We start from the raw sequence: 21,270 nt of genomic DNA, 5'->3' as shown, positions 1-21,270 counted from the left end.
AGGACTTCGATGGAAATCACCGCGCTCGGCTATATCGGCATCAACTCATCGCAGCTCGACCAGTGGGGCCAGATGGCAACGGGGCTGCTCGGCATGCAGCAGGTCGATCGCGGCGGCAAGATGCGCGCTTTCCGCATGGACGACCGCAAGCAGCGGCTCATCGTCGATGGCAGCAGTGACGCAGGCCTTGCGGTGATGGGGTGGGAAGTTCCGTCCACGGCAGAGCTTGATCAATTGGCGGGACGGCTCGAAAGCCAGGGCGTCAAGGTGACGCGCGGGGCGCGCGCGCTCGCCGACGAGCGGCATGTCACCGAGCTGATCTGGTTCACTGACCCCGCGGGCAATCGGCTCGAGGCTTTCTGCGAGCCGGAACTGGCGATCGAGCCGTTCAAGCCGGGCCGCCCGATCTCGGGTTTTCGCACTGGTGCGCTCGGCATGGGGCACGTCGTGCTGAACGTGGAGGATGTCGAGCCGCTGCTGCCGTTCTATCGCGACGTGCTCGGCTTCCACGTCTCGGATTTCGGGCTGAAGCCCTATGGGTTGTACTTCTTCCACGTCAACGGCCGCCACCACAGCTTTGCGATGGTCGGCTCCGGGCGGAAGGCACTGCATCACTTCATGGTCGAGCTCGGAAGTCTCGACGATGTCGGGCAGGGCTACGATCTGGCACAGCTCGGAGAGGGCCGCGTCGCCTACACGCTGGGACGGCACACCAACGACCACATGACCTCATTCTATGTGAACACGCCGTCCGGCTTCTTCATCGAATATGGCTGGGGCGCGCGCGTCATCGATCCCGACACCTGGCAGCCGCACGAGACTTTTGACGGCCCGTCCCTGTGGGGACACGAACGGCTCCATATGCCGGAAGAGCAGCGCAAGCGCCTGCGCGACATGCGGCTGGATGCAGCGGCCCGCGGCGTCCGCGTCGCCGACCCGCGCGTGCCGCCGCTGAACTGCGCGTGGCTGGACCAGGTGGTCGCGCGCGAATGAACGTGGCGACACTGCAATAATCTGACTCTCGGGGAACAAGACTATGCTCAAGACTATTTTGCGGGCAGGCGTCGTGCTGCTCGCGCTGACGATCGCCGCCTCGGCCGAACCGATCAAGGTGACGCTGCTCGGCACCGGGGTTCCGACTCCGCGTCCGACCAGCTTCAGTGCTTCGACGCTGGTGGAGGCAGGCAACGAGAAGCTGCTGTTCGATCTCGGCCGCGGCTCGACTATGCAGCTCTACAAGCTGAAGATCCCGCTCGGCGCGATCACGGCGAGTTTCATCACCCATCTGCATTCCGACCACCTCGTCGGCCTTCCCGATATGTGGCTGACCGGCTGGCTCGCCACGCCCTGGGCGTCCCGCAAGGGACCGATGAAGCTCTATGGGCCCAAGGGCTCCGTCGCGATGGCGGAGAACCTGACAAAGGCCTTTGCCGACGACATCCGCATTCGTATCGATGACGAGCACCTCGATCCCGAAGCAATCAGATTTGCCGCAAAGGACATAGAAGCCGGGCCCGTTTACGATAGCAACGGTGTCAGGGTCTCCGCGATCGAGGTCAATCACGGCGAGAAGATCAAACCGTCGTTCGGCTACGTCGTCGAGTATGGCGGCCATAAAGTGGTTTTGTCAGGCGACACCAAGTACGATCAGCGGGTCGCGAAGGCGGCGGAGGGCGCCGATCTGCTGATCCACGAGGTCGCCGTGATCGAGCCAGAGCTGCTGGTCAGGAGTCCGGTCTACAAGGACATTCAGGCGCACCACACCTCGCCAGAGGAGGCGGGCCTGATCTTTGCGTCCGCCAGGCCAAAGCTCGCCGTATACTCCCACATTGTGTTCGGCACGGTGAAGCCCGTCGCCGACATTCCGGAGGAGCCGCTGATCCTGCGCACCCGTACGAGCTACAAGGGACCTCTGCTCGTCGGGCGCGACATGATGTCGTTCGCGATCGGCGACACGGTCGAGGCATTTGCACCCGATGGAACGCGGCTTGCGCCTTAGGCAGGTGACCGCTCAGGCTTCGCCGAGATCGGGCTCCGTCAACAGGCCCTGGCGCAGCGCGAGGCGGACCAGCTCGATGTCGGAGCCGACGCCGAGCTTGTCCTTGATCAGCGAATGCAGGTTCGCCACCGTCTTTGGGCTGACATGGAGCGTCTCGGCGATCTCGTCGGTCGTCTTCTCGGCGAGCAGCAGCCGCAGCACCTCGAACTCGCGTGCGGTGAGGACGTCGGCGGCCGAGCTTTCGCCGCCGAGCCGGCTCAGCGCCAGCTCGTGGTCGATGTCGGGGCTGATCGCGATCTTGCCGGCGAGCACGTCCATCACGGCGCGCACCAGCGTTTCCGGCGGACTGGTCTTGGTGACGTAGCCCCTCGCGCCGGCGCGGATCGCCTGCACGGCGAAGCCGGCATTCTGGTGCATGGTGAAGATGAGAATCCTTGCGCCCTTGTCCCACTGCCTGATCCGCCTGATCGCTTCGATCCCGCCGATGCCGGGCATGCTCAAATCCATGATGACGAGATCGGGCGTCTCGGATTTATACAGCCGGTAGGCCTCCGCGCCGTCGGCCGCTTCGGCAATGACACGCAGGCCCGGCTGCTTCTGGAGCACGGAGCGATAGCCTTCGCGGACCACGGAATGGTCGTCCACCAGCAGGATCGACGCATCGGCAGCACTCATGCCGCATGCTCCAGCACCTGCGGCTCGCCGGCGGCGAGCGGAATGACGACGCGCAGCGCCGAGCCCCCGTTCTGGCCGACTTCAAAGGTCATGCGGCCGCGCAGTGCGGCAACGCGCTCGCGCATGCCGAGCAGGCCCATGCCTGACTTGCTCGAGGCATCGCTGGGCCGGCCGTCATCGTCGATGGCAAGGGCGATCTCGTCGGCTGCCATCGTCAGATGCAGGCCGACCTTGGTGGCACCGGCATGCTTGGCGGCGTTGGTGAGCGCCTCCTGCACGATGCGGTAGAGGTTGGCGCTGATCGCGGCGGGCAGGGTCTCGAACGCCCCCTCGAACTGGATCGTGAAGCGCGTCTCGCCGCGGCTGCGTCCGTTCCAGCCCGCGACGAGGCCCTCGAGGCTGGCAACGAGTCCGAGCTCCTCGACATCGGGAGGCCGAAGCCGGAACAGCGCGCCGCGCAGCGTCTCCATCATGTCCGTCGCGGTCCGCGCGATACCGTCGCATTCGCCGAGCAGGGCGGGGCAGTCCTGCGCGGCGGTCTGGCGGGCGGAGGAGGCGAGCGCGCGGATCGCAGCCAGCGACTGGCCGAACTCGTCGTGCAGCTCGCGGGCGAGATGGCGGCGCTCGTCGTCCTGCAGTGCGATCAGCTTGCGCGTCAGCTCGCTGCGCTCGGCCAGCGCATTGTCGAGGCTTTCGGCGAGATGGTTGAAGCCGTCGCGAATCGCGGAGAGCTCGGCGAGATCGAACGGCGGCAGCCGCGCCGCGAGGTCGTTGGCCGCGATCCGCTCGAGGCCGGTGCAGATCAGGCGGGTGGGGCGCAGCGCGCGCGCCAGCGCCGCGTAGACCAGGAGGCACAACAGCGGCAGCGCGATCGCCAGCGCAATCATCAGACGGCCGGCCTCGTGCCAGGCCTCCGCCGTCTGCACCGCGGGATCGACCGACACCACGGTCTCACCGAGCTTGGCGCCGCGCACGATCACGGGCCGCGCCGCCTCGCGGCCTGGGTCGAACAGGCTGCGATAGAAAGCGGTAAAGGCCTGCGGCGGCGGGCTCGCCGGAGCCGGCGCACCGCTGCAGAACCGCTGCAGCATCTCGCCGCTCGCGCCGCGGAAGGCCAGGCAGAGGCCGGGGGTCATCACATAGGCGGCGACGGGGTCGAGGTTGGGGAAGTCGCGCGGACCGGCCACCCACTGGATCTTGCCTTGCTGCAGCTCCAGCGATTTCGCCACGATCGCGGCGATGCTGTCGATGCGCGCATGGGCGTCGCGGTCGGCGGCAATCAGGAAATAGGCGGAGATCGCGGCGAAGCAGGCAGCCGTTATGGCGGCCACGCGCAACGTCAGACGGACCTTGAGATCGAACCTCGGGCGGTTCCACATCGGGGGAGCACCTTGCGCGAACGGTTTTGTCGCCTCTGCATTAAACGGCAGAACGCCAGCCACGCAAAGCACCACGCGTTACCGCAGTGCAATGTCGTGAAATTTTCCCGGGGCTCGCCGGGACGCCGGCCGTTGCAGGGCCCCGGCCTGCCGCGGAGATTTTGCGAACCGCTTGTTCTCGCGAGGCCCCGCTCATGCACCTCTCCCGATCGATCCTTCCTGCTCTGCTCCTCTTCGTCCTGCCGTGTGCGCCGGCTGCCGCCGAGGCCGCCATCGGCGTTGCCATGGACGATTTCAGCTATACCGACACGTCGGCCGAGCCGGCCAACCAGACCGCGGCCCACGAGCGGCGGCTGTCCGCGTTCATGGCCGCGCTCAGGCGGGATATTGGCGAGGGCGGGCGCTACCGGCTGGTGGCCTCGGCCCAGGACGGGGCCGCGTTCAAGGTGATCGGCGGCATCCAGAAGACGAGCACGCTGGTGCAATGGGCCAAGATCGCGGTGATCGACGTCGGCGCCAGGAAGCTCGTGATGGACAAGCTCTACACCTTCCGCGGCGACAATGACGAATCATGGGAGCGCGCCGAGATCTTCGTCTCCCGCGAGGTCATGGCGGCGCTTGCAACGCCCGCGCCGGTTGCGCTGGCCGTGTTCGATTTCGAGCTCGAGGACATGACGGCCGCGTCAGTCGGTGCCTTGGCCGCTTCAGATGTATCGAACCTGGCCGACGTCACCGGCGGCGTGCGCGACGTCCTCGGCCAGTCCGGCCGCTACCGCATCGTCGACGTCGGCGGCGCGGGCGGCGAGGCAGTGAAGGCGCGCGCCTTGCGCGACTGCGGTGGTTGCGAGGCCGCGATTGCGAAACAGCTCGGTGCGGATCAATCGCTGATCGGCGTGGTGCGGCGGGTCAGCCGCACCGAATACACGCTCGGCTTCCAGCTGCGCGATGCCGGCACCGGCGCGGTTTTAGCGCGCGGCGACAGTGGCTTGCGCCTCGGCGCGGACTATTCCTGGAAACGCGGTGCGGTTCGGCTGGTCAGCGACCGGCTGATCGAAAGCCAGCAGGCCGCGGAAGGAGCTAGAAAGTAAGCTGCACCTTCATCGACTGCGAGCGGTCGCTGGCGAGCTCGAAGGCGGCGACCGCGTTCTCGAACGGCATGGTGGCCGTGATCAGCGGGTTGACGTCGATGAGGCCTTCGCCCATCAGCCGCACCGCGAGCTCGAACTCGGGGTCGAAGCGGAAGGTGCCGCGCAGCTGCAATTCCTTGGCGACGATGGAATTGATCGGCAGCGTCATCTCGCCGCCGAGGCCGAGCTGCACCAGCGTCGCGCCGGGCCTGAGCACGTCAAGCGCGGCGCGAAGTGCGGCCTGATTGCCGGAGGCTTCGAACAGCGTGTCGAACACGCCCTTGCCGGCGCGCCAGGGATCGAGCGCCGTGGCATCGGCCGCGACGTTGATGGCGTGCGTCGCGCCAACTTTTCGCGCAACCGCGAGCGGCGCCTCGGCGACATCGGTGACCACGATCTCGGATGCGCCGCCGAAGCGCGACACCAAAATCATCAGCGCGCCGATCGGGCCGCACCCGGTGATCAGCACGCGCTTGCCGAGCAGGGGGCCGGCCTGCTTGCCGGCGTGCAGGCACACCGCGAGCGGCTCGGCGACCGCGGCTTCCGCAAGCGAGAGCTTGTCCGCGATCGGCACGGCCTGCGTGGCGTCGACCGTGATGAATTCGCGGAAGCCGCCCTGCACATGGGGAAAGCGCATCGCGCTGCCGAGGAAGCGCATGTCGAGGCACTGGTTGCGCATGCCCTCCTGGCAATGCAGGCACATCCCGCACGGCTTGCTTGGATTGACCGCGACGCGCGTGCCCGGCTTTACCGCCGTGACGCCATCACCGACCGCAGCGACCACGCCGGCGATCTCGTGGCCCACCGCCATCGGCTGCTGGATGCGCACGACGCCGAAACCGCCGTGATGATAGTAATGCAGGTCGGAGCCGCAGATGCCGCCATTGGCGATCTTGACGCGGACCTCGCCCGGGCCGGGCGCTGGGTCGGGATAGCTGTCGATCCGCAAATCCTTGGGGGCATGGATGACGACGGCGCGCATGGCTTGCTCCTGTTCGCAGGTCACATCGCGGCGATCATGCCGCCATCGACATAGATGATCTGGCCGTTAACATAGGTTGAGGCATCCGACGCCAGGAAGATCGCGGCGCCCACCAGCTCGTCCGGCTTGCCCCAGCGCTTGGAGGGAATGCGGCCCATCAGCCAGTTGTTGAAGTCGGCGTTGCTGACCAGCGCCTCGTTCATGTCGGTCAGCATGTAGCCGGGGCCGATCGCATTGGCCGTGATGCCGTGCTGGGCCCATTCCACCGCCATCGAGCGGGTCAGGTTCTTGATGCCGCCCTTGGCCGCGGTGTAGGGCGCGATGGTGGGGCGGGCGAGCTCGCTGCCGAGCGAGCCGATATTGATGATCTTGCCGTGCTTGCGCGGGATCATGCGCTTGGCAGCTTCCCGGCCGATCACGAAGGCGCTGGTGAGGTTGGTCTCGATCACCTTGCGCCATTCGTCGGTGGTGAACTCGACCAGCGGCTTGCGGTGCTGGATGCCGGCATTGTTGACGACGATGTCGACTGCAATGCCCTTCTTGTCGAAATCGTTGAAGGTGGCGACGATGGCGGGCTCGTCGGTGACGTTGAACGCGGCACCCTCGGCCTGGTGGCCGGCGGCGCGAAACTCGGCGACGGCCTGCTCGACGCGTTTGGGATCGACGCCGTTGATGATGATCTTCGCGCCGGCCCTCGCCATGCCCTCGGCGATGGCGCGGCCGAGGCCGCGGGACGAGCCGGTGACGAGCGCGGTGCGGCCGGAGAGATCGAACAGGGAAGTGCTCATGTCGGAAGGTCCTTAGACGTTGGAGCGACGCACGATGAGATCGGAGCGCTCGAAGACGGCGGGCAGAAGGTCGACGCCAAGGCCAGGGCCTTCCATCGGGAAGACATAGCCATCCTTGATCACGGGCATCGTGGTGACGAGCTCATTGTACCAGCCCTTGTAGAAGGCGCGCACCGATTCCTGGATCAAGGTGTTGGGCTGGCTGAACGACATGTGGATGGCGGCGATGAAGCCGATCGGGCCGATGCAGTCATGAGGAGCAAAGGGGCGGTGATAGGTCTCGGCCATGGCCGCGATCTTGCGCCCTTCGGTGAGGCCGCCGGTCCAGCACAGGTCCGCCATCACCACATGCATGGCGTCGCGGTCGAGCATGTCCTTGTAGGGGAAGCGCGAGCCCAGCGTCTCGCTGGCGCAGACCCAGACGTCGGTGGAGCGGGCGTATTCAGCCAGCGCCTGCGGCGAGTTCATCCGGATCGGGTCCTCGTACCAGGTCGGTTTGTAGGGCTCGAGCGCGCGCGCGATCTGCTTGGCGGTCGGCAGATTCCACAGCGAATGGAGCTCGACCATGATCTCCATCTTGTCGCCCACCGCTTTGCGGATCTTCTCGAACGGCTCGATCGCCTGCTTCATCTGCGCGGCCGTGATGTAGAGGCCCTTGTTCTCCTGCGCCGCCGGATCGAACGGCCAGATCTTCATCGCCGAGATGCCGCTTTCGAGCAGGCTTTCGGCCAGCGCATCGGCACGGTTCATGAAGCCGTCGAGGTCTTCGTAGGGTCCCTTGGCAGCACCGAGATTCCAGTTCGAGACCGGGCTGATATTGGTGGACCGCACATATTGCGTGCCGGCGCAGGTGTTGTAGATGCGCTGCTTGTCACGGCAGAGGCCGCCGAGCATCTGGTGCACCGGCTGGCCGCAGACCTTGCCGAACAGGTCCCACAGCGCGATGTCGATCGCGGACGCCGCGCGATATTCGACGCCGGTGGAGGACTGCGCCATCGGCAGGTTGAGCATATCGCGGTGAATCGCTTCGATATGCAGGGGATTGCGGCCGAGCAGGCGGCCGGCAAAGGTGTCGTGGATCTGCGCTTCGACGGCGCCCGCGCCGTAGAAGGTCTCGCCGAGACCGATCACGCCGGTGTCGGTGTGAACGCGCACCCAGATGACGTTGGAGAATTCTTCGGTACGCAGCGTCTCGATCGACGTGATCTTCACGGTCACAATCCTCCCGTCGGGCACTTAGCGCCCTGTTGTTTGTCATCTTCGGGCCGCGCTTGGCGGCGGGGCGAGGGCAGTCTTACGCCCGCTTGTAATATATCACAACATGTTTTAAGGATGTCACAAACACGACGCCTCGGAGCGAGGCGCCCCGCCCGAGAACGCGGGTGGACGGGAGGACGACATGGCACGGCGCAAACGCGCGCTCGAAGTGGTGAGGAGCGACGACGGCGAGGGCAGGCCCTCCCGGCGCAACCGCGTCAATTTCTTCGAGCTGGCCTATCAGAAGATCGAGGAGCTCCTCGTCCATTGCGAGCTCAAGCCCGGTCAGTTCATGACCATGCTGGAATTGCAGGAGATCACCGGCTTCGGCCGCACGCCGGTGCATCACGCCGTCAACCGTCTCTCCGCCGACACGCTCATCGTCATTCGTCCGCGCCACGGCCTGCACATTGCGCCGATCGATCTGGCGCGCGAGCGCATGCTGCTGGCCTTGCGCCGCGACATGGAGCGTTTCGTGGTTCGCCTCGCGGCCGATCGCGCCAGCCTCTCGCATCGCAATCAGGCGCTGCATATCGAGCGGCTCCTGCGTGAGCGCCGCGCCAGCCTGACCCTTGACGAATTCAACAGCATCGACCGCCGCATCGACGCGCTGGTGCTGGAGGCGGCCGGCGAGCCGTTCCTGGTGCACACGCTGCGGCCGCTGCACACGCTGTATCGCCGCATCGGCTACATCCACCACCGCTTCATGCCGGGACAGGCCGATCTATCCGGCACGATCGACCATCATCTCGGCATTCTCAACGCAGTCGCCAACCGCCGCGTCGAGGACGCGGTCAAGGCGAGCGATGCACTGATCGACTACATGGGCGAGATGTTCAACGGCATGGAGGTGGGGATCGACCCGCGCCTGCTCGATTGCAGCATCGAGCCGCTGCTCGGCACGTAAAGCGCGATGAGATCAGGATGGATCGTCATCGCGCTTTAGCTTGTTGTTTGGGCATGATCCGCTCGGAAAACCGCTGCGCACTTTGCGCTAGCGCGGCCCTTCGGATCCGGATCATGCTTTGAAAGTCTTGAAGAGAGGACCAGACATGTCAACGACGGCGATGCCACAACCGACCGCGAGCGAAGCCGCGGTCCGCTACCTCATCACGAACTACAGTCCCAAGGGCAACAAGGTCGGCTGGCTGATGATGGCCTCGATCCTGGTCGAGGCCTGGGATCTCTATTCGATCGCCTTCGTGCTGATCTTCATCAAGGAGCAGTTCAATCCTGATCCGCTGATGCTGGGCCTTGCCGCGGCCGGCACGCAGGGCGGCGCCCTGATCGGTGCGCTGCTCGGCGGCTGGCTCTCCGACAAGATCGGCCGCCGCGTCATGTTCCTGGCCACGATGGTGCTGTTCATCGTGCTGGCGCTAGCGCAGGCCTTCGTGCCCGATATCACCTGGCTCATCGTGATCCGCTTCCTGCTCGGCATTCCGCTCGGTTCCGACATCTCGACCGGCTATACCTACATCATGGAATCCATGGCCAAGGGTGAGCGCGAGGTCATGGGCAACCGCTGGCAGTTCATGTTCGCGGTCGGCGAGGTGCTCACCATCGGCGTCATCGTGATCTTCCTCCTGATCGACATGAACCACGAGACGCTGTGGCGCGTGACGCTCGGCCTCGGCGCGCTGCCGGCGCTGATCATCCTGATCATGCGGCACGACGTGCCGGAGACGGCGGTGTGGCTGGTGCAGAAGGGCCGCTACCGCGAGGCCAAGCAGGTCGCGCGCGAGATGTTCAACGACAATCTCGACATGCTGCCGGACCAGGACGTCGAAGTGCCGAAAGTCTCGACCCGCGCATTCCTTGCCGACCTCAAGAAGGATCCGATCCGCTGGCGCGCCACGCTTTACGGCTGGATCGCCTGCTTCGTGCAAGCCAGCGAATTCTCGACCTTCGCGTTCTATCTGCCGGTGCTCTTCGTCATGGTCGGCGTGTCGAGCGTGCTCGGCATCAATCTGGTGACGATGGCGCTGTTCTCCTTCGCCGCTCTGTCGGGCTGGGTCGGCCCGCTCCTGACGCCGAAGATCGGTCACCGCGGCATCTCGATCGCGGGCTTCTCGATCGTGCTGGCCGCGCTGCTGGTCGCGGCCTTCGCGCTCTATACCGACAACAAGATCCTGCTGCCGTTCGCGGCCGCCGCCATGCTGTGGGGCCATTACTGGGACGCGTCGAACTGCATGACGATCCCGACCATGGTCGCCAAGCCGAAATATCGCGGCACCGCCAGCGGCTTCGCCTACATGTTCGTGAAGCTGCCGTCGTTCCTGGCGATCTTCCTGTTCCCGACGGTGTTCGCCGCGATCGGGCAGGCGAACGCCACGCTAATGGTCGCGATCTTTCCGTTGATGGGATTGCTCGCCGCGATCTTCATCCTGCCGGAAGTCTACGGCTACGAGAACGACTGACGAAGCGTTGCCCGGTCGCAACCATGGCCGCGATCGGGCTCCATTCCCAGGACTACGGGCTCAGGAAGACCGGATCAATCCCGGCGCCATGGCCGAGCAGGCCGAGCGCCTGCAACTGAGCGCTGTGCAGGTCGACCTCCACGATCGCGAACAGGGTCACCAGCACCACCACCGCGAGGAGCAGCAATGGGTGGGACGTTTCCGCCTGGCCCTGGCGTGGCGCGGTGAAACTCTGAAACGAACGACGCAGGGAAAAGCTCTGCGGCAATGCCTTTGACTGGATCTGCATGATGGATCTCCTTGCCGCGCCCTATCAGGCTGCGCGACAAGTTGAAGTATAGCTCCGGCCTCAGCGGCGACATTGATGCGCCGCAAAGATCGCACGTTTATCGGATGGCCGCCGCCAAAGCCGCGATCAGGGCGGGCGGCGTCACCAGCAGGCCGAGCTTGAGGAACGGCCAGGCGCCGACCTCGATCTTTTCCCGGCGAAGCGCGACCAGCCAGAGGATGGTGGCGAGCGAGCCGGTCACCGACAGATTGGGGCCGAGGTCGACGCCAATCAGGATGGCGCTGACGACAGGTGCGGGCAAATGATCGCTGGCGGCGACCGAGCCGGCGACGAGACCGACCGGCAGGTTGTTGGCGATGTTGTCGGCGAGCGCGGTCGCGATGCCGACGCTCCAGGCGGCCTGCGGCACGGATTGGGCCACCGCCTGGTGCAGCAGCGCGCTGAGCTGCGCGATCACGCCGGTCTTGATCAGCACCTCCACCATGACGAACAGCCCGCCGACCAGCGGCAGCACGCTCCACGACACGCCGCGCAGCACCGGCACAGGCGACTGCCGGCTGAGCAGCAGCACGATCGCGGCCGTCACGCCGCCGCAGATGAAGGTCGGCAGGCCGAGTTGCTTGTCCAGCGCCGACGCCGTGACCAGCACGATGCCGATCGCGACGATGCCGATCGCCGTCAGCTTGCCGCCGCGGCCGAGCTCGGGATGCGGCACGCGGTGGGCAATCGTCTCCTCCTTCAGCGCGCGGTGCTGGGTCAGGCGCAGCACGATGTAGGTCAGCAGGATCGAGGCCGCCGATGGCAGGGCGAACAGGCGCAGCCATTCCGTCAGATGCGGCATCCGCGCGCCGAACACGACGAGATTGGCCGGATTGGAGATCGGCAGCACGAAGCTCGCGGCATTGGCGATGAAGGCGCAGACGAAGAGATAGGGCAGCGGTTTCGCGCCGGCCGCGCGCGTCGCGGCATAGACGGCGGGCGTCAGCACGATCGCGGTGGCGTCGTTGGAGAGCAGCACCGTCACCAGCGTGCCGACGAGATAGATCAGCAGGAACAGCCGCTGCGGCGAGCCGGCGGCATATTCCACCGCGAGCGCGGCGAGATAGTCGAACAGGCCCTCGAGCCGCGCCAGCTCGGCGATCAGCATCATGCCGATCAGGAACAGGTAGACATCGAGGCCTTTTGCGATGCCGGCGAGGGCGTCCTGCCACGGCAGCAGGCCTGATAGCACCAGCGCGCTCGCGCCGATTACGGCCCAGACCGCTTCGGGCAGGCGAAACGGCCGGATGATGACGCCTGCGGTCACGACGACGATGATGCTCCAGGCCCAGATGGCGTCAGACGGCACGTTCAGTCCTTGACGTGAAATGAGTTCATTCGGCAGCGATAGCGGATGCCGGTGCCGCTGTCTCCCCCTGGGCGCGGGCGGCCCCATGTCGCGTCTCGGGCAGGGCGAGAATGCAGATGGCGGCGCCGATCGCAGCGACGAGGCCCAGGCTGATGAACGCCGCGCTGTAGCCCGCGCCGACCACGGCGAAGCCGGCCAGCGTCGTCGACAGCGCCGCGCCGATGCTCTGGGCGGTGATGACCGCGCCTTGCGCGACGTTGAAGCGGCCGGTGTTGCGCATGAGATCGGCAACGATGACGGGAAAGATCGCGCCAAAAATGCCGGCGCCGACGCCGTCGAGCAGCTGCACGCCGACCAGCCAGAAAGGATTGTCGGAGAGCGTGTAGAGTGCGCCGCGGATAGGAAGGATCAGCAGGGCCGCGAGGAAGAACCGCTTGTGGCCCCAGCGGTCGGCCCTGGCACCGACCAGCATGGCAAACGGCACCATCACGACTTGCGCCGCGACGATGCAGGCCGACATCAGGCTGGTGCCCATGTTCTTGTCCTGCAGCGCCAGTTTCTGCCCGACCAGTGGCAGCATCGCCGCGTTGGAGAGGTGAAAGAGCAACACGCAGATGGCAAAGACGAGGAGGGGGCGGCAAGTCAGAAGCACGGCGATGCCTGACGGCGTGTCCTGTTGCGCATCCGTACCCGCATCGTGCAGCCCGCGGGCGAGGTCGTGATCGATGGCGCGGGCGGGGATCGCGAGGATGCTGAGAAGGCTCGCGATCGCCATCGCGCTCAGAAGATAGAAGACGACGGTCGGGCCGAACCAATAGGCGGAGACGCCCGCCAATGCGGCCGCGACCGCATTGCCGGCGTGGTTGAAGGTTTCGTTGCGGCCGATCCGCCGGGTGAAGGCGGCGCGGCCGAAGATGCCGAGCGAAACGGCGGCAATCGCAGGTGGAAAGATCACGACGGCGGCCTGCGCGATCCCTTGCGAGATCGCGACGGGCAGGAAGCTCGGAAACAGCGGCAGCGACAACGAAGCCAGTGTCACCATGATCGCGGCAATCACCATCATCAGCCGCTTCGCCCGCGTCGCATCGACCAGCGCTCCGGCCGGCGTCTGCGCCACGATGCCGGCGATGGTCGCGACCGACATCACGAGGCCGATGCGCGCCTCGTCCCAGTGCTGCTCGGTGAGAAGATAGACGGCGAGGTAAGGTCCGAGACCGTCGCGGACGTCGGCGAGGAAGAAATTGGCCGCATCCAGCGCCCGGCCGGCTTGCCTTGCTCGATCGGGAGTTTCGCTGGACATCGGTTTCTCGATCGTCGTTGTGTCTATCAGCGCGCGCCAAGCACTTCGCTGTCGTCCCGGGCAAGCGTAAGCGCAGGTCTGGGACCCATAACCACAGGATGAAGTTTGGCGAAGATTGCCGGCTACGAGCTCACGCTACAACGTCCGTCTCGGAGTATGGGTCCCGGATAGGCGCGCGCTTTTTGCGCGCTTGTCCGGGACGACAGCGGTAAGCTTCGCTCACATTCACCGCGCCACCGACAACTTCTCCGTGATTGCCTTGCGCAGGATGCGCGACAGCGATTCCACCGAATACGGCTTCTGGATCAACTCGAAACCGCGATGGGCGTTTTCGGCGAGCACGTTGCTGTAGCCGGAGGTGAGCACTACGGGCAGGCCCGGATAGCGCTCGCGGATGATGCCGGCGAGCTCGACGCCGTTCATGCCGGGCATGATGACGTCGGAGAACACGAGGTCGACGGCGAATTCGTTCTCGCCGAGGATCGCCAGCGCCGCGTTGGCGTTGGCGACGCGGCGGACGACATAGCCGAGATCCTCCAGCAGCTCGGTGGAGAACTGGCCGACATCGTCATTGTCCTCGACCACGAGCACGCGGTAGCCGCGCCCGGTGGTGGCGGCCTCGTGGATCAGTGCCGCGGCTTCTTTCTCGGCGACAGGGCTCTGGGCCTGCGGCAGGTAGATCGTGAAGGTTGCGCCCTTGCCCTGCGTGCTCGTCACCGCGACGTCACCCTCGGACTGCTTGGCGAAGCCAAACGCCTGGCTGAGACCGAGGCCGGTGCCCTTGCCGACCTCCTTGGTCGTGAAGAACGGCTCGAAGATCGAATCGAGATGCTCCGGCGCGATGCCGCTGCCGGTATCGGTGACCGAGATCGCGACATAGTCGCCGCTGCGCGCAGACTGCGCGCGCAAGCTGGGGATGCCGGAAACCTTGCGCACCGCGATGGTAAGGCTGCCTTCGCCCTCCATGGCGTCCCGGGCGTTGATGGCGAGGTTGATCAGCGCGGTCTCGAACTGGGCGATGTCGGCGATGGTGAAGCAGTCGGCGTCTTGAATCTCCACCGCGATTTCGATGCGACCGCCGACCAGCGGCCGGACCAGTTGCGCGACACCCTCGACCTGGCTGCCGACGTTGAAGATCTGCGGCTTCAGCGGCTGCCGGCGCGCGAACGCCAGAAGCTGAGCGGTCAGCTTGGAGGCACGCTCGACCGTGTCGGAGATGGCATCGACATAGCGGCGGCGGCGCTCTTCCGGCAGCTCGCGGCGGCGCAGGAAATCGGTGGCCGAGCGGATGATGGTGAGGAGGTTGTTGAAGTCGTGGGCGACGCCGCCGGTGAGCTGGCCGATCGCCTCCATCTTCTGCGACTGCCGCAATGCTTCCTCGCCGCGGCGCCGCTCGGTGATGTCGACGGCTTCAGGGACCGCGCCGGTGATGTTGCCGTGGCGGTCGAGCACGGGGCGCATGCCGAAGTCGAAATCACGCTCGCCGATGGGAAGGCGCAGGCGCATCTCGAGCCGCACGGCTTCGCCCTTGAGTACGGTGTGGAACGCTTCGCGCACCAGCGCGCTCATGCCCTCCGTCGCGCTGAACCAGGGCGTCTCCCACAGCGGCTTTCCGATCACCTCCGAGGAATGAGCCCCCATGCCGTCGAGTGCGGTCTTGTTGGCGTAGAGAAGTTCGCCGCTGAGATTGACGAGGCCCTGATATTGGTTGCTGGTCTCCAGGATCGCGCGCAGCCGCGCCTCGTTGGATTCGAGCTCGGCGGTGCGCTCGGCGATGCGCTCTTCCAGCGTCTCGTTGAGCCGCCGGAGCTCGATCTCGGCCTGCTTGGCGACGGTGATGTCGTGGGCGACCCCGATGAAGCCGATATGCTTGCCGGTGGGGTCCCAGCGCGGCTGCGATTCCGAGCGCAGCCAGCGCCATTCGCCGCTGGCATTCTTGTAGCGCGCTTCAAGCACGAAGGGTTTCAGCGAGGCTTCGCCCTGGACCGATTGCTGCAGCACATGCGGCAGGTCGTCCGGATGCAGCACCTTGCGCCAGTCGAAGGCGATCGCCTGATCGTAGGGCAGGCCGACGAAGTCGACATAGGCCTGGTTGGCAAAGGACCGCGTGCGGTCGAGCTTGGTCACCCAGATCGGCACCGGGGCGCTGTCGGCGATCAGGCGGAAGCGTTCCTCGCTTTCGCGCAGGGTCTCGCGCGCGAGCATCTGGTCGGTGACGTCGATATGGGCGCCGACGAGGCGGATGGCGCGGCCGTCCTTGTCGCGCTCGATCTTGGCGACGACCCGGATCCAGCGGGTCTCGCCGTCATTGGGACGGATGATGCGGTATTCGGCGGTGTAGTCTTCGCTGGTGCCGGCGAGTGCATCGATGAAGTGCTTGACGGTGGCGTCGCGGTCGTCGGGATGGATACGATTGACCCAATCCTCGTGCGATTCCTCGGCCGCCTCCGGCGGCAGGCCGTGGAGCATCAGATATTCGGGCGAACGCCGGTTCTTGAAGCCCTCGCGGAAGTCGACCTCGACGCCGCCGACCTTGCCGATGCGCTGGATGCGCGCCAGCTCGGTCTCGCGCTCCTGAAGCGCACGATAGGCGTTGTCGCGCTCGCGCGCGACGTCTTCGAGGTGCTGACGCAGCCTTTCGGCAGCGATGGTCTCGGGCAAAGGATCGTTCAAGGGATCGTTCAAGGCATCGGCCGTTGTCATGCGGGAGCGCACGTGCCGAAGCGATATTCACACAGACGGAGCGTGATGGCCATTGCCTACAAGGGAGCGCCTGGCGGGAAATGTGGGCTTGCGTGGACCGGGAAAAGATACGTCTCTCCAATTCCTGGTCTGGCTATTTGTTCCAGAGACTGGAACGATCAGCCTGCGGATGCGTCTTCGCGAGGCGCCATGACGGGCTGCCATGAAGCTCTCCTTTCCGAAGAGGCTAAATCTTGAAGCTCTTTCTCTGCCAGGCCTGCGGCAACGTCCTCTATTTCGAGAACCGCGCCTGTGAACGATGCGGTCATCGGGTCGCTTTCCTGCCGGAGCAGGAGACGATGTCGGCGATCGAGCCGGACGGAGAGGCCTGGAGAATGCTGGCCGACAAGGGCCAAAGCCGGATGCTGTGCCGGAACGCTGGGTACGATGCCTGCAACTGGCTCACGGACGCGGGCGATACCACCGGCTACTGCCGCGCCTGCCGCCATAATGGGATGGTGCCGAACCTCTCGGATCCGGCGCAGCTCGCCGGCTGGCGCGAGCTGGAGGTGGCGAAGCACCGTCTGTTCTATTCCCTGATCCGCTGGAAGCTGCCGCTCCGGACGCGGCAGGACGACCCCGAGCATGGTCTGATCTTCAATTTCCTGGCCGACGATCCGAACAGCGGCGAGAGGATCCTGACGGGCCACGACAACGGCCTGATCACGATTGCGCTGACTGAGGCCGACACCATCGAGCGCGAGCGGCGCAGGCTCGAAATGGGCGAGCCGTACCGGACGCTGCTCGGGCATTTTCGCCACGAGGTCGGGCACTATTTCTGGGACGTGCTGGTGCGGGACGGCGGCAAGCTCGAAGAATGCCGCGCGGTCTTTGGCGACGATTCTGTCGATTACGGCCAGGCGCTACAGCGCCACTATGCCGAGGGGCCGCCACCCGACTGGCAGCAGAGCTACGTTTCGGCCTATGCCACCACCCATCCCTGGGAAGACTTCGCGGAGACCTGGGCGCACTATCTCCACATCGTGGATGCCCTGGAGATGGCCGGCGAATTCGGCATGGAGGTGCGCCCCAAGGTCGACCGTGACGGGGAGTTGACGGCGCGGATCCGGTTCAATCCCTACGAGGCCCGCGACGTCGACGCGCTGCTGAGCGCATGGCTGCCCTTCACCTTCGCCATGAACAGCGTCAACCGCGCCATGGGCCTGCGCGACCTCTATCCCTTCATCCTGTCGCCCGCGGTGGTCAGCAAGCTCGGCTTCATTCACGGCCTGGTCAGGGACGTGGCCAAGGACGCCAAGGACGCCAAGGAAGCCAAGGAAGCCAGGGAGGCCAGCAAGGCCCAGGACGTCTCGGGCCGTCGCTAGAGGCGTGTCGAGCCCCCTTTGGTCTTGCGCTGGTACGCCAGAACGGGCCGGATTTAGACCGTTGCCTCCGGCCCATTTTGATGTACCACGGAAGCCACACGGCCCGTCCCATAGGCCCCAACGGCCAGGGAAGGGTCCCGCCCAAGGTCGAGACTCAAGAAAAGCATGTTCAAACGCATCCTGATCGCCAATCGCGGCGAAATCGCCTGCCGGGTCATCAAGACTGCCCGCAAGATGGGAATTCAGACGGTTGCGGTCTATTCCGAGGCCGATCGCGACGCCCTCCATGTCGAGATGGCCGACGAGGCCGTGCTGATCGGCCCGCCCGCGGCCGCCGAGAGCTACCTGGTGATCGAGAAGATCGTCGAGGCCTGCCGCAAGACGGGCGCCGAGGCCGTGCATCCCGGTTACGGCTTCCTGTCCGAACGCGAGGCATTTCCGCGCGCGCTGGAGGCGGCCGGTATCGTCTTCATCGGCCCGAACCCGGGCGCGATCGCTGCGATGGGCGACAAGATCGAGTCGAAGAAGGCGGCCGCCAAGGCCAAGGTCTCGACCGTGCCGGGCCATCTCGGCGTCATCGAGGATGACAAGCGCGCGGTCAGGATCGCCGACGAGATCGGCTACCCCGTGATGATCAAGGCCTCCGCGGGTGGCGGCGGCAAGGGCATGCGCATTGCGCATTCGAAGTCCGAGGTCGCCGAAGGCTTCAATCTCGCCAAGGCCGAGGCCAAGGCCTCGTTCGGCGACGACCGTGTCTTCGTCGAGAAGTTCATCGTCGATCCCCGCCACATCGAGATCCAGGTGCTGGGCGACAAGCACGGCAACGTCATCTATCTCGGCGAGCGCGAATGCTCGATCCAGCGCCGCAACCAGAAGGTCATCGAGGAGGCGCCGTCGCCGCTGCTCGACGAGGCCACGCGCCGCAAGATGGGCGAGCAGGCGGTCGCGCTGGCCAAAGCCGTGAACTACGATTCCGCCGGCACCGTCGAGTTCGTCGCGGGGCAGGACAAGAGCTTCTACTTCCTGGAGATGAACACGCGCCTGCAGGTCGAGCATCCCGTCACCGAGCTCGTCACCGGCATCGATCTCGTCGAGCAGATGATCCGCGTTGCCGCGGGCGAGAAGCTCGCCATCGCTCAGAAGGACGTCACGCTGACGGGCTGGGCGGTGGAATCGCGTCTCTACGCCGAAGACCCGTTCCGCAACTTCCTGCCCTCGATCGGACGTCTGGTGAAATATCGTCCGCCGGCGGAAGCCAGCCACGACGGCATCACCATCCGCAACGACACCGGCGTGCAGGAGGGCGGCGAGATCTCGATCCATTATGATCCGATGATCGCCAAGCTCGTCACCCACGCGCCCTCGCGTGCGGCCGCGATCGAGGCACAGGCGACCGCGCTGGATTCGTTCTATGTCGACGGCATCCGCCACAACATCCCATTCCTGTCGGCCTTGATGCATCATCCGCGCTGGCGCGAGGGCCGGCTCTCGACCGGCTTCATCGCCGAGGAATTCCCCAAGGGCTTTGCGGTGCGCGTGCCGGAAGGCGAGGTCGCGCGGCGCATCGCCGCGGTCGGCGCCGCCATCGACCACGTGCTGGGAGAGCGCAAGCGGCAGATCTCGGGCCAGATGGGCGGCCGCATCGTGCAGCGCGAGCGGCGCCGCGCGGTCTGGCTCGACCGCCAGGAGATCCAGCTCGAGGTCGCGCGCGAGGGCGAGGCGATCGCGATCCGCTTCATCGATGCCGAGGGCAAGGCCGGCAACGCGCATCTGCTGGCCTCGCCATGGAAGCCGGGCGATGCGGTCTGGCAGGGCACCATCGACGGCCAGTTCGTCGCGCTGCAGGCGCGGCCGATCCCGAACGGCATCCGCCTCGCGCATCAGGGCGTCGAGGTGCCGGTCTATGTCTGGACCGAAGCGGAAGCCGCATCCGCGCGGCTGATGCCAGTGACGACGGCCTCCGACAGCGGCAAGAAGCTGCTCTGTCCGATGCCCGGCCTCGTGGTCTCGATCGCGGTGACCGAGGGGCAGGAGGTCAAGGCCGGCGAGACGCTGGCGGTGGTCGAAGCCATGAAGATGCAGAATGTGCTGCGTGCCGAGCAGGACGGCACGGTGAAGAAGGTTCACGCCAGCGCCGGCGCGACGCTGGCCGTGGACGCGCTGATCCTGGAGTTTGCGTAAGAGCGCTTCGGGCACAACAGGAGACCCTCACCCCGAGGAGTCCCGCCTTCGCGGCGTCTCGAAGGGCGAGGCCACCAGCCCGGCCTTTCATCCTTCGAGACGCGCGCCAAGAGCGCGCTCCTCAGGATGAGAAATTGAGAGTGAGGCACCATGGCCTTTCGTTCCCGCCGCGAGAAACTTCGCTCCGTTCTGTCGGACGCTGCTTGCGTCCATCCCGGCTCGGTCTACGACGCCATCTCGATCCGCATCGCCGAGGATCTCGGCTTTCCGCTCGGCATGTTCGGCGGTTCGGTCGCCTCGCTCGCCGTGCTTGGCGATCCCGATATCACACTGATCACGCTCACGGAGCTTGCCGAGCAGATGCGGCGGATGTCGCGCGCGTCCGCGCTGCCCGTGCTGGTCGATGCCGATCACGGCTATGGCAACGCGCTCAATGTCCGCCGCACCGTGCAGGAACTGGAGACGGCTGGCGCCGCCGGCCTCACCATCGAGGACACCCTGCTGCCGGCGGCCTTTGGCGAAGCGAAGACGCAGTTGATCTCGCTCGAGGAAGGTGTCGGCAAGATGAAGGCCGCGCTGAGCGGCCGCGGCGACGCCTCGCTGGTCATCATGGGGCGAACGGGCGCTGCTTCAATCACCTCGATCGAGGACGCGATACGCCGCGCCAAGGCTTATGAGGCCGCCGGTGTCGATGCGCTGTTCTTCACCGGCATCAAGTCGCGGGCCGAACTCGAGGCGGTGAGCGCTGCGACGCGCCTGCCGATCGTGCTCGGCGGGGCGCCCGAGGACTTGAGCGCGCTCGATTACCTCGCTAGCCACCGCGTGCGTATCGCGCTGCAGGGCCACGCACCGATCGCCGCCGCGACGCAGGCCGTGTACGCGACCCAGAAGGCGCTCCGCGACGGTGCATCGCCGAAAGACCTCCAAGGGCTCGCATCGTCGGAACTGACGGCCCGCGTCATGCGCGAGGCCGACGTCAAGGCGCGCAGCGCCGAATTCCTCGGATTGAAAAAATGAGCCGGGCGATCCTCCAGGTGATGATCCGCGGGCGCGTGCAGGGCGTCGGCTATCGGGCCTGGGTGGAGTATCAGGCGACGGCGAGCGGCCTCGAGGGGTGGGTTCGCAACCGCCGCGACGGCAGCGTGGAAGCACTGTTTGCCGGCACGCCGAAGCACGTCGCCGACATGGTCGCGCTGTGCCGCCACGGTCCGCCATCCTCGCGCGTCGACAATGTGACCAGCGAGACCGCCGGAGCGGACGAATTGAATCTGCGCAGGGCAGGGGAAGCGTTTTCGGTGCTGCCCACGGTGTAGGTGTAGCTCTCAAGAGAAGTCGTCATGCCCGGGTCTGTCCCGGGCAAAGGCGCTCTTGCGCCGTGCCCACCATGACCTTGCGATCCCCGGTGACTCCGCCCTACGGCACCGTGTCGGACACCCCAAAAACAAAAGCCCCGCGAACCGG

At 65.9% G+C, this 21,270-nt stretch carries 18 protein-coding genes; 9 read left to right on the top strand and 9 right to left on the bottom strand.

Annotated features, from left to right (window positions below):
• Window positions 1–9: 9 nt before the first annotated feature.
• Both AC0WRY_RS21150 and AC0WRY_RS21145 read left to right on the top strand, forming a co-directional pair.
• Entirely contained in the window at window positions 10–993 is a 984-nt protein-coding gene (locus AC0WRY_RS21150) for a VOC family protein (protein ID WP_194402704.1), read from the top strand.
• A 43-nt stretch (window positions 994–1,036) separates the two neighbouring features.
• Window positions 1,037–1,999: an MBL fold metallo-hydrolase gene (locus tag AC0WRY_RS21145; RefSeq protein ID WP_194402703.1), complete on the top strand. Its 963-nt coding sequence runs from the start codon at window positions 1,037–1,039 to the stop codon at window positions 1,997–1,999.
• Window positions 2,000–2,011: 12 nt separating this feature from the next.
• Here the strand turns inward: AC0WRY_RS21145 and AC0WRY_RS21140 are convergent, their stop codons facing one another.
• The gene (locus AC0WRY_RS21140; RefSeq protein WP_194402702.1) at window positions 2,012–2,674 is read right to left on the bottom strand and encodes a response regulator; all 663 of its coding nucleotides are present in this window, start codon (window positions 2,672–2,674) and stop codon (window positions 2,012–2,014) included.
• Entirely contained in the window at window positions 2,671–4,053 is a 1,383-nt protein-coding gene (locus AC0WRY_RS21135; protein WP_194402701.1) for a sensor histidine kinase, read from the bottom strand. The genes AC0WRY_RS21140 and AC0WRY_RS21135 overlap by 4 nt, the downstream gene beginning before the upstream one ends.
• Before the next feature lie 194 nt (window positions 4,054–4,247).
• On the opposite strand from AC0WRY_RS21135, the gene AC0WRY_RS21130 reads away from it, so the two are divergent.
• On the top strand, window positions 4,248–5,141 hold the full coding sequence (locus tag AC0WRY_RS21130) for a DUF3280 domain-containing protein (RefSeq protein ID WP_194402700.1): 894 nt from the start codon (window positions 4,248–4,250) through the stop codon (window positions 5,139–5,141).
• On the opposite strand, the gene AC0WRY_RS21125 is transcribed toward AC0WRY_RS21130, so the two are convergent.
• From AC0WRY_RS21125 to AC0WRY_RS21115, 3 genes are read right to left on the bottom strand one after another with little or no spacing between them, the layout of a single operon-like run.
• Window positions 5,131–6,162, bottom strand: a complete 1,032-nt coding sequence (locus AC0WRY_RS21125; RefSeq protein ID WP_194402699.1) for an L-idonate 5-dehydrogenase — start codon at window positions 6,160–6,162, stop codon at window positions 5,131–5,133. The two genes, AC0WRY_RS21130 and AC0WRY_RS21125, sit on opposite strands and share 11 nt — an antisense overlap.
• Window positions 6,163–6,182: 20 nt before the next feature.
• A complete protein-coding gene (locus AC0WRY_RS21120; protein ID WP_194402698.1) occupies window positions 6,183–6,950 on the bottom strand; it encodes an SDR family oxidoreductase in 768 nt (255 codons plus the stop codon).
• Between the two features lie 12 nt (window positions 6,951–6,962).
• Window positions 6,963–8,162 carry a mandelate racemase/muconate lactonizing enzyme family protein gene (locus tag AC0WRY_RS21115; RefSeq protein ID WP_194402697.1) on the bottom strand — a complete coding sequence of 400 codons (1,200 nt, stop codon included), beginning with the start codon at window positions 8,160–8,162 and terminating at the stop codon, window positions 6,963–6,965.
• A 187-nt stretch (window positions 8,163–8,349) separates the two neighbouring features.
• On the opposite strand from AC0WRY_RS21115, the gene AC0WRY_RS21110 reads away from it, so the two are divergent.
• Both AC0WRY_RS21110 and AC0WRY_RS21105 read left to right on the top strand, forming a co-directional pair.
• Window positions 8,350–9,114: a GntR family transcriptional regulator gene (locus AC0WRY_RS21110; protein ID WP_194402696.1), complete on the top strand. Its 765-nt coding sequence runs from the start codon at window positions 8,350–8,352 to the stop codon at window positions 9,112–9,114.
• A gap of 145 nt (window positions 9,115–9,259) precedes the next feature.
• Complete coding sequence (locus AC0WRY_RS21105; protein ID WP_194402695.1) at window positions 9,260–10,624, top strand: MFS transporter; 1,365 nt, start codon at window positions 9,260–9,262, stop codon at window positions 10,622–10,624.
• Between the two features lie 52 nt (window positions 10,625–10,676).
• Here the strand turns inward: AC0WRY_RS21105 and AC0WRY_RS21100 are convergent, their stop codons facing one another.
• From AC0WRY_RS21100 to AC0WRY_RS21085, 4 genes are all read right to left on the bottom strand, one after another.
• A complete protein-coding gene (locus AC0WRY_RS21100) occupies window positions 10,677–10,913 on the bottom strand; it encodes a hypothetical protein (RefSeq protein ID WP_211419259.1) in 237 nt (78 codons plus the stop codon).
• A 97-nt stretch (window positions 10,914–11,010) separates the two neighbouring features.
• Window positions 11,011–12,261, bottom strand: a complete 1,251-nt coding sequence (locus AC0WRY_RS21095; protein ID WP_194402694.1) for an arsenic transporter — start codon at window positions 12,259–12,261, stop codon at window positions 11,011–11,013.
• A gap of 25 nt (window positions 12,262–12,286) precedes the next feature.
• A complete protein-coding gene (locus AC0WRY_RS21090) occupies window positions 12,287–13,561 on the bottom strand; it encodes an MFS transporter (protein ID WP_194402693.1) in 1,275 nt (424 codons plus the stop codon).
• 225 nt (window positions 13,562–13,786) lie between these two features.
• Entirely contained in the window at window positions 13,787–16,276 is a 2,490-nt protein-coding gene (locus AC0WRY_RS21085; protein ID WP_194402692.1) for a hybrid sensor histidine kinase/response regulator, read from the bottom strand.
• A gap of 221 nt (window positions 16,277–16,497) precedes the next feature.
• Between AC0WRY_RS21085 and AC0WRY_RS21080 the strand changes: the two genes are divergently transcribed.
• The 4 genes from AC0WRY_RS21080 to AC0WRY_RS21065 all read left to right on the top strand — a co-directional run bounded on the left by AC0WRY_RS21080 (window position 16,498) and on the right by AC0WRY_RS21065 (window position 21,122).
• Complete coding sequence (locus AC0WRY_RS21080) at window positions 16,498–17,628, top strand: zinc-binding metallopeptidase family protein (protein ID WP_194402691.1); 1,131 nt, start codon at window positions 16,498–16,500, stop codon at window positions 17,626–17,628.
• A gap of 165 nt (window positions 17,629–17,793) precedes the next feature.
• Complete coding sequence (locus tag AC0WRY_RS21075; RefSeq protein WP_491120777.1) at window positions 17,794–19,809, top strand: acetyl-CoA carboxylase biotin carboxylase subunit; 2,016 nt, start codon at window positions 17,794–17,796, stop codon at window positions 19,807–19,809.
• 150 nt (window positions 19,810–19,959) lie between these two features.
• Window positions 19,960–20,826, top strand: a complete 867-nt coding sequence (locus AC0WRY_RS21070; protein ID WP_194402689.1) for an isocitrate lyase/PEP mutase family protein — start codon at window positions 19,960–19,962, stop codon at window positions 20,824–20,826.
• The gene (locus AC0WRY_RS21065) at window positions 20,823–21,122 is read left to right on the top strand and encodes an acylphosphatase (protein WP_194402688.1); all 300 of its coding nucleotides are present in this window, start codon (window positions 20,823–20,825) and stop codon (window positions 21,120–21,122) included. Before AC0WRY_RS21070 ends, AC0WRY_RS21065 begins: the two co-directional genes overlap by 4 nt.
• Window positions 21,123–21,270: the final 148 nt, after the last annotated feature.

The organism is Bradyrhizobium sp. T-12 (genome assembly GCF_058314695.1).
Note: the sequence above shows the minus strand (reverse complement) of the source record. Positions and strands in the feature narration are given on the sequence as shown.

What these genes read in the sequence shown, in the direction of transcription:
- AC0WRY_RS21070 (WP_194402689.1), top strand. Translation starts at nt 19,960, where the DNA reads ATGGCCTTTCGTTCCCGCCGCGAGAAACTTCGCTCCGTTCTGTCGGAC.
- AC0WRY_RS21130 (WP_194402700.1), top strand. Translation starts at nt 4,248, where the DNA reads ATGCACCTCTCCCGATCGATCCTTCCTGCTCTGCTCCTCTTCGTCCTG.
- AC0WRY_RS21150 (WP_194402704.1), top strand. Translation starts at nt 10, where the DNA reads ATGGAAATCACCGCGCTCGGCTATATCGGCATCAACTCATCGCAGCTC.
- AC0WRY_RS21125 (WP_194402699.1), bottom strand. Translation starts at nt 6,162, where the DNA reads ATGCGCGCCGTCGTCATCCATGCCCCCAAGGATTTGCGGATCGACAGC.
- AC0WRY_RS21105 (WP_194402695.1), top strand. Translation starts at nt 9,260, where the DNA reads ATGTCAACGACGGCGATGCCACAACCGACCGCGAGCGAAGCCGCGGTC.
- AC0WRY_RS21135 (WP_194402701.1), bottom strand. Translation starts at nt 4,053, where the DNA reads ATGTGGAACCGCCCGAGGTTCGATCTCAAGGTCCGTCTGACGTTGCGC.
- AC0WRY_RS21120 (WP_194402698.1), bottom strand. Translation starts at nt 6,950, where the DNA reads ATGAGCACTTCCCTGTTCGATCTCTCCGGCCGCACCGCGCTCGTCACC.
- AC0WRY_RS21140 (WP_194402702.1), bottom strand. Translation starts at nt 2,674, where the DNA reads ATGAGTGCTGCCGATGCGTCGATCCTGCTGGTGGACGACCATTCCGTG.
- AC0WRY_RS21090 (WP_194402693.1), bottom strand. Translation starts at nt 13,561, where the DNA reads ATGTCCAGCGAAACTCCCGATCGAGCAAGGCAAGCCGGCCGGGCGCTG.
- AC0WRY_RS21065 (WP_194402688.1), top strand. Translation starts at nt 20,823, where the DNA reads ATGAGCCGGGCGATCCTCCAGGTGATGATCCGCGGGCGCGTGCAGGGC.
- AC0WRY_RS21110 (WP_194402696.1), top strand. Translation starts at nt 8,350, where the DNA reads ATGGCACGGCGCAAACGCGCGCTCGAAGTGGTGAGGAGCGACGACGGC.
- AC0WRY_RS21100 (WP_211419259.1), bottom strand. Translation starts at nt 10,913, where the DNA reads ATGCAGATCCAGTCAAAGGCATTGCCGCAGAGCTTTTCCCTGCGTCGT.
- AC0WRY_RS21075 (WP_491120777.1), top strand. Translation starts at nt 17,794, where the DNA reads ATGTTCAAACGCATCCTGATCGCCAATCGCGGCGAAATCGCCTGCCGG.
- AC0WRY_RS21145 (WP_194402703.1), top strand. Translation starts at nt 1,037, where the DNA reads ATGCTCAAGACTATTTTGCGGGCAGGCGTCGTGCTGCTCGCGCTGACG.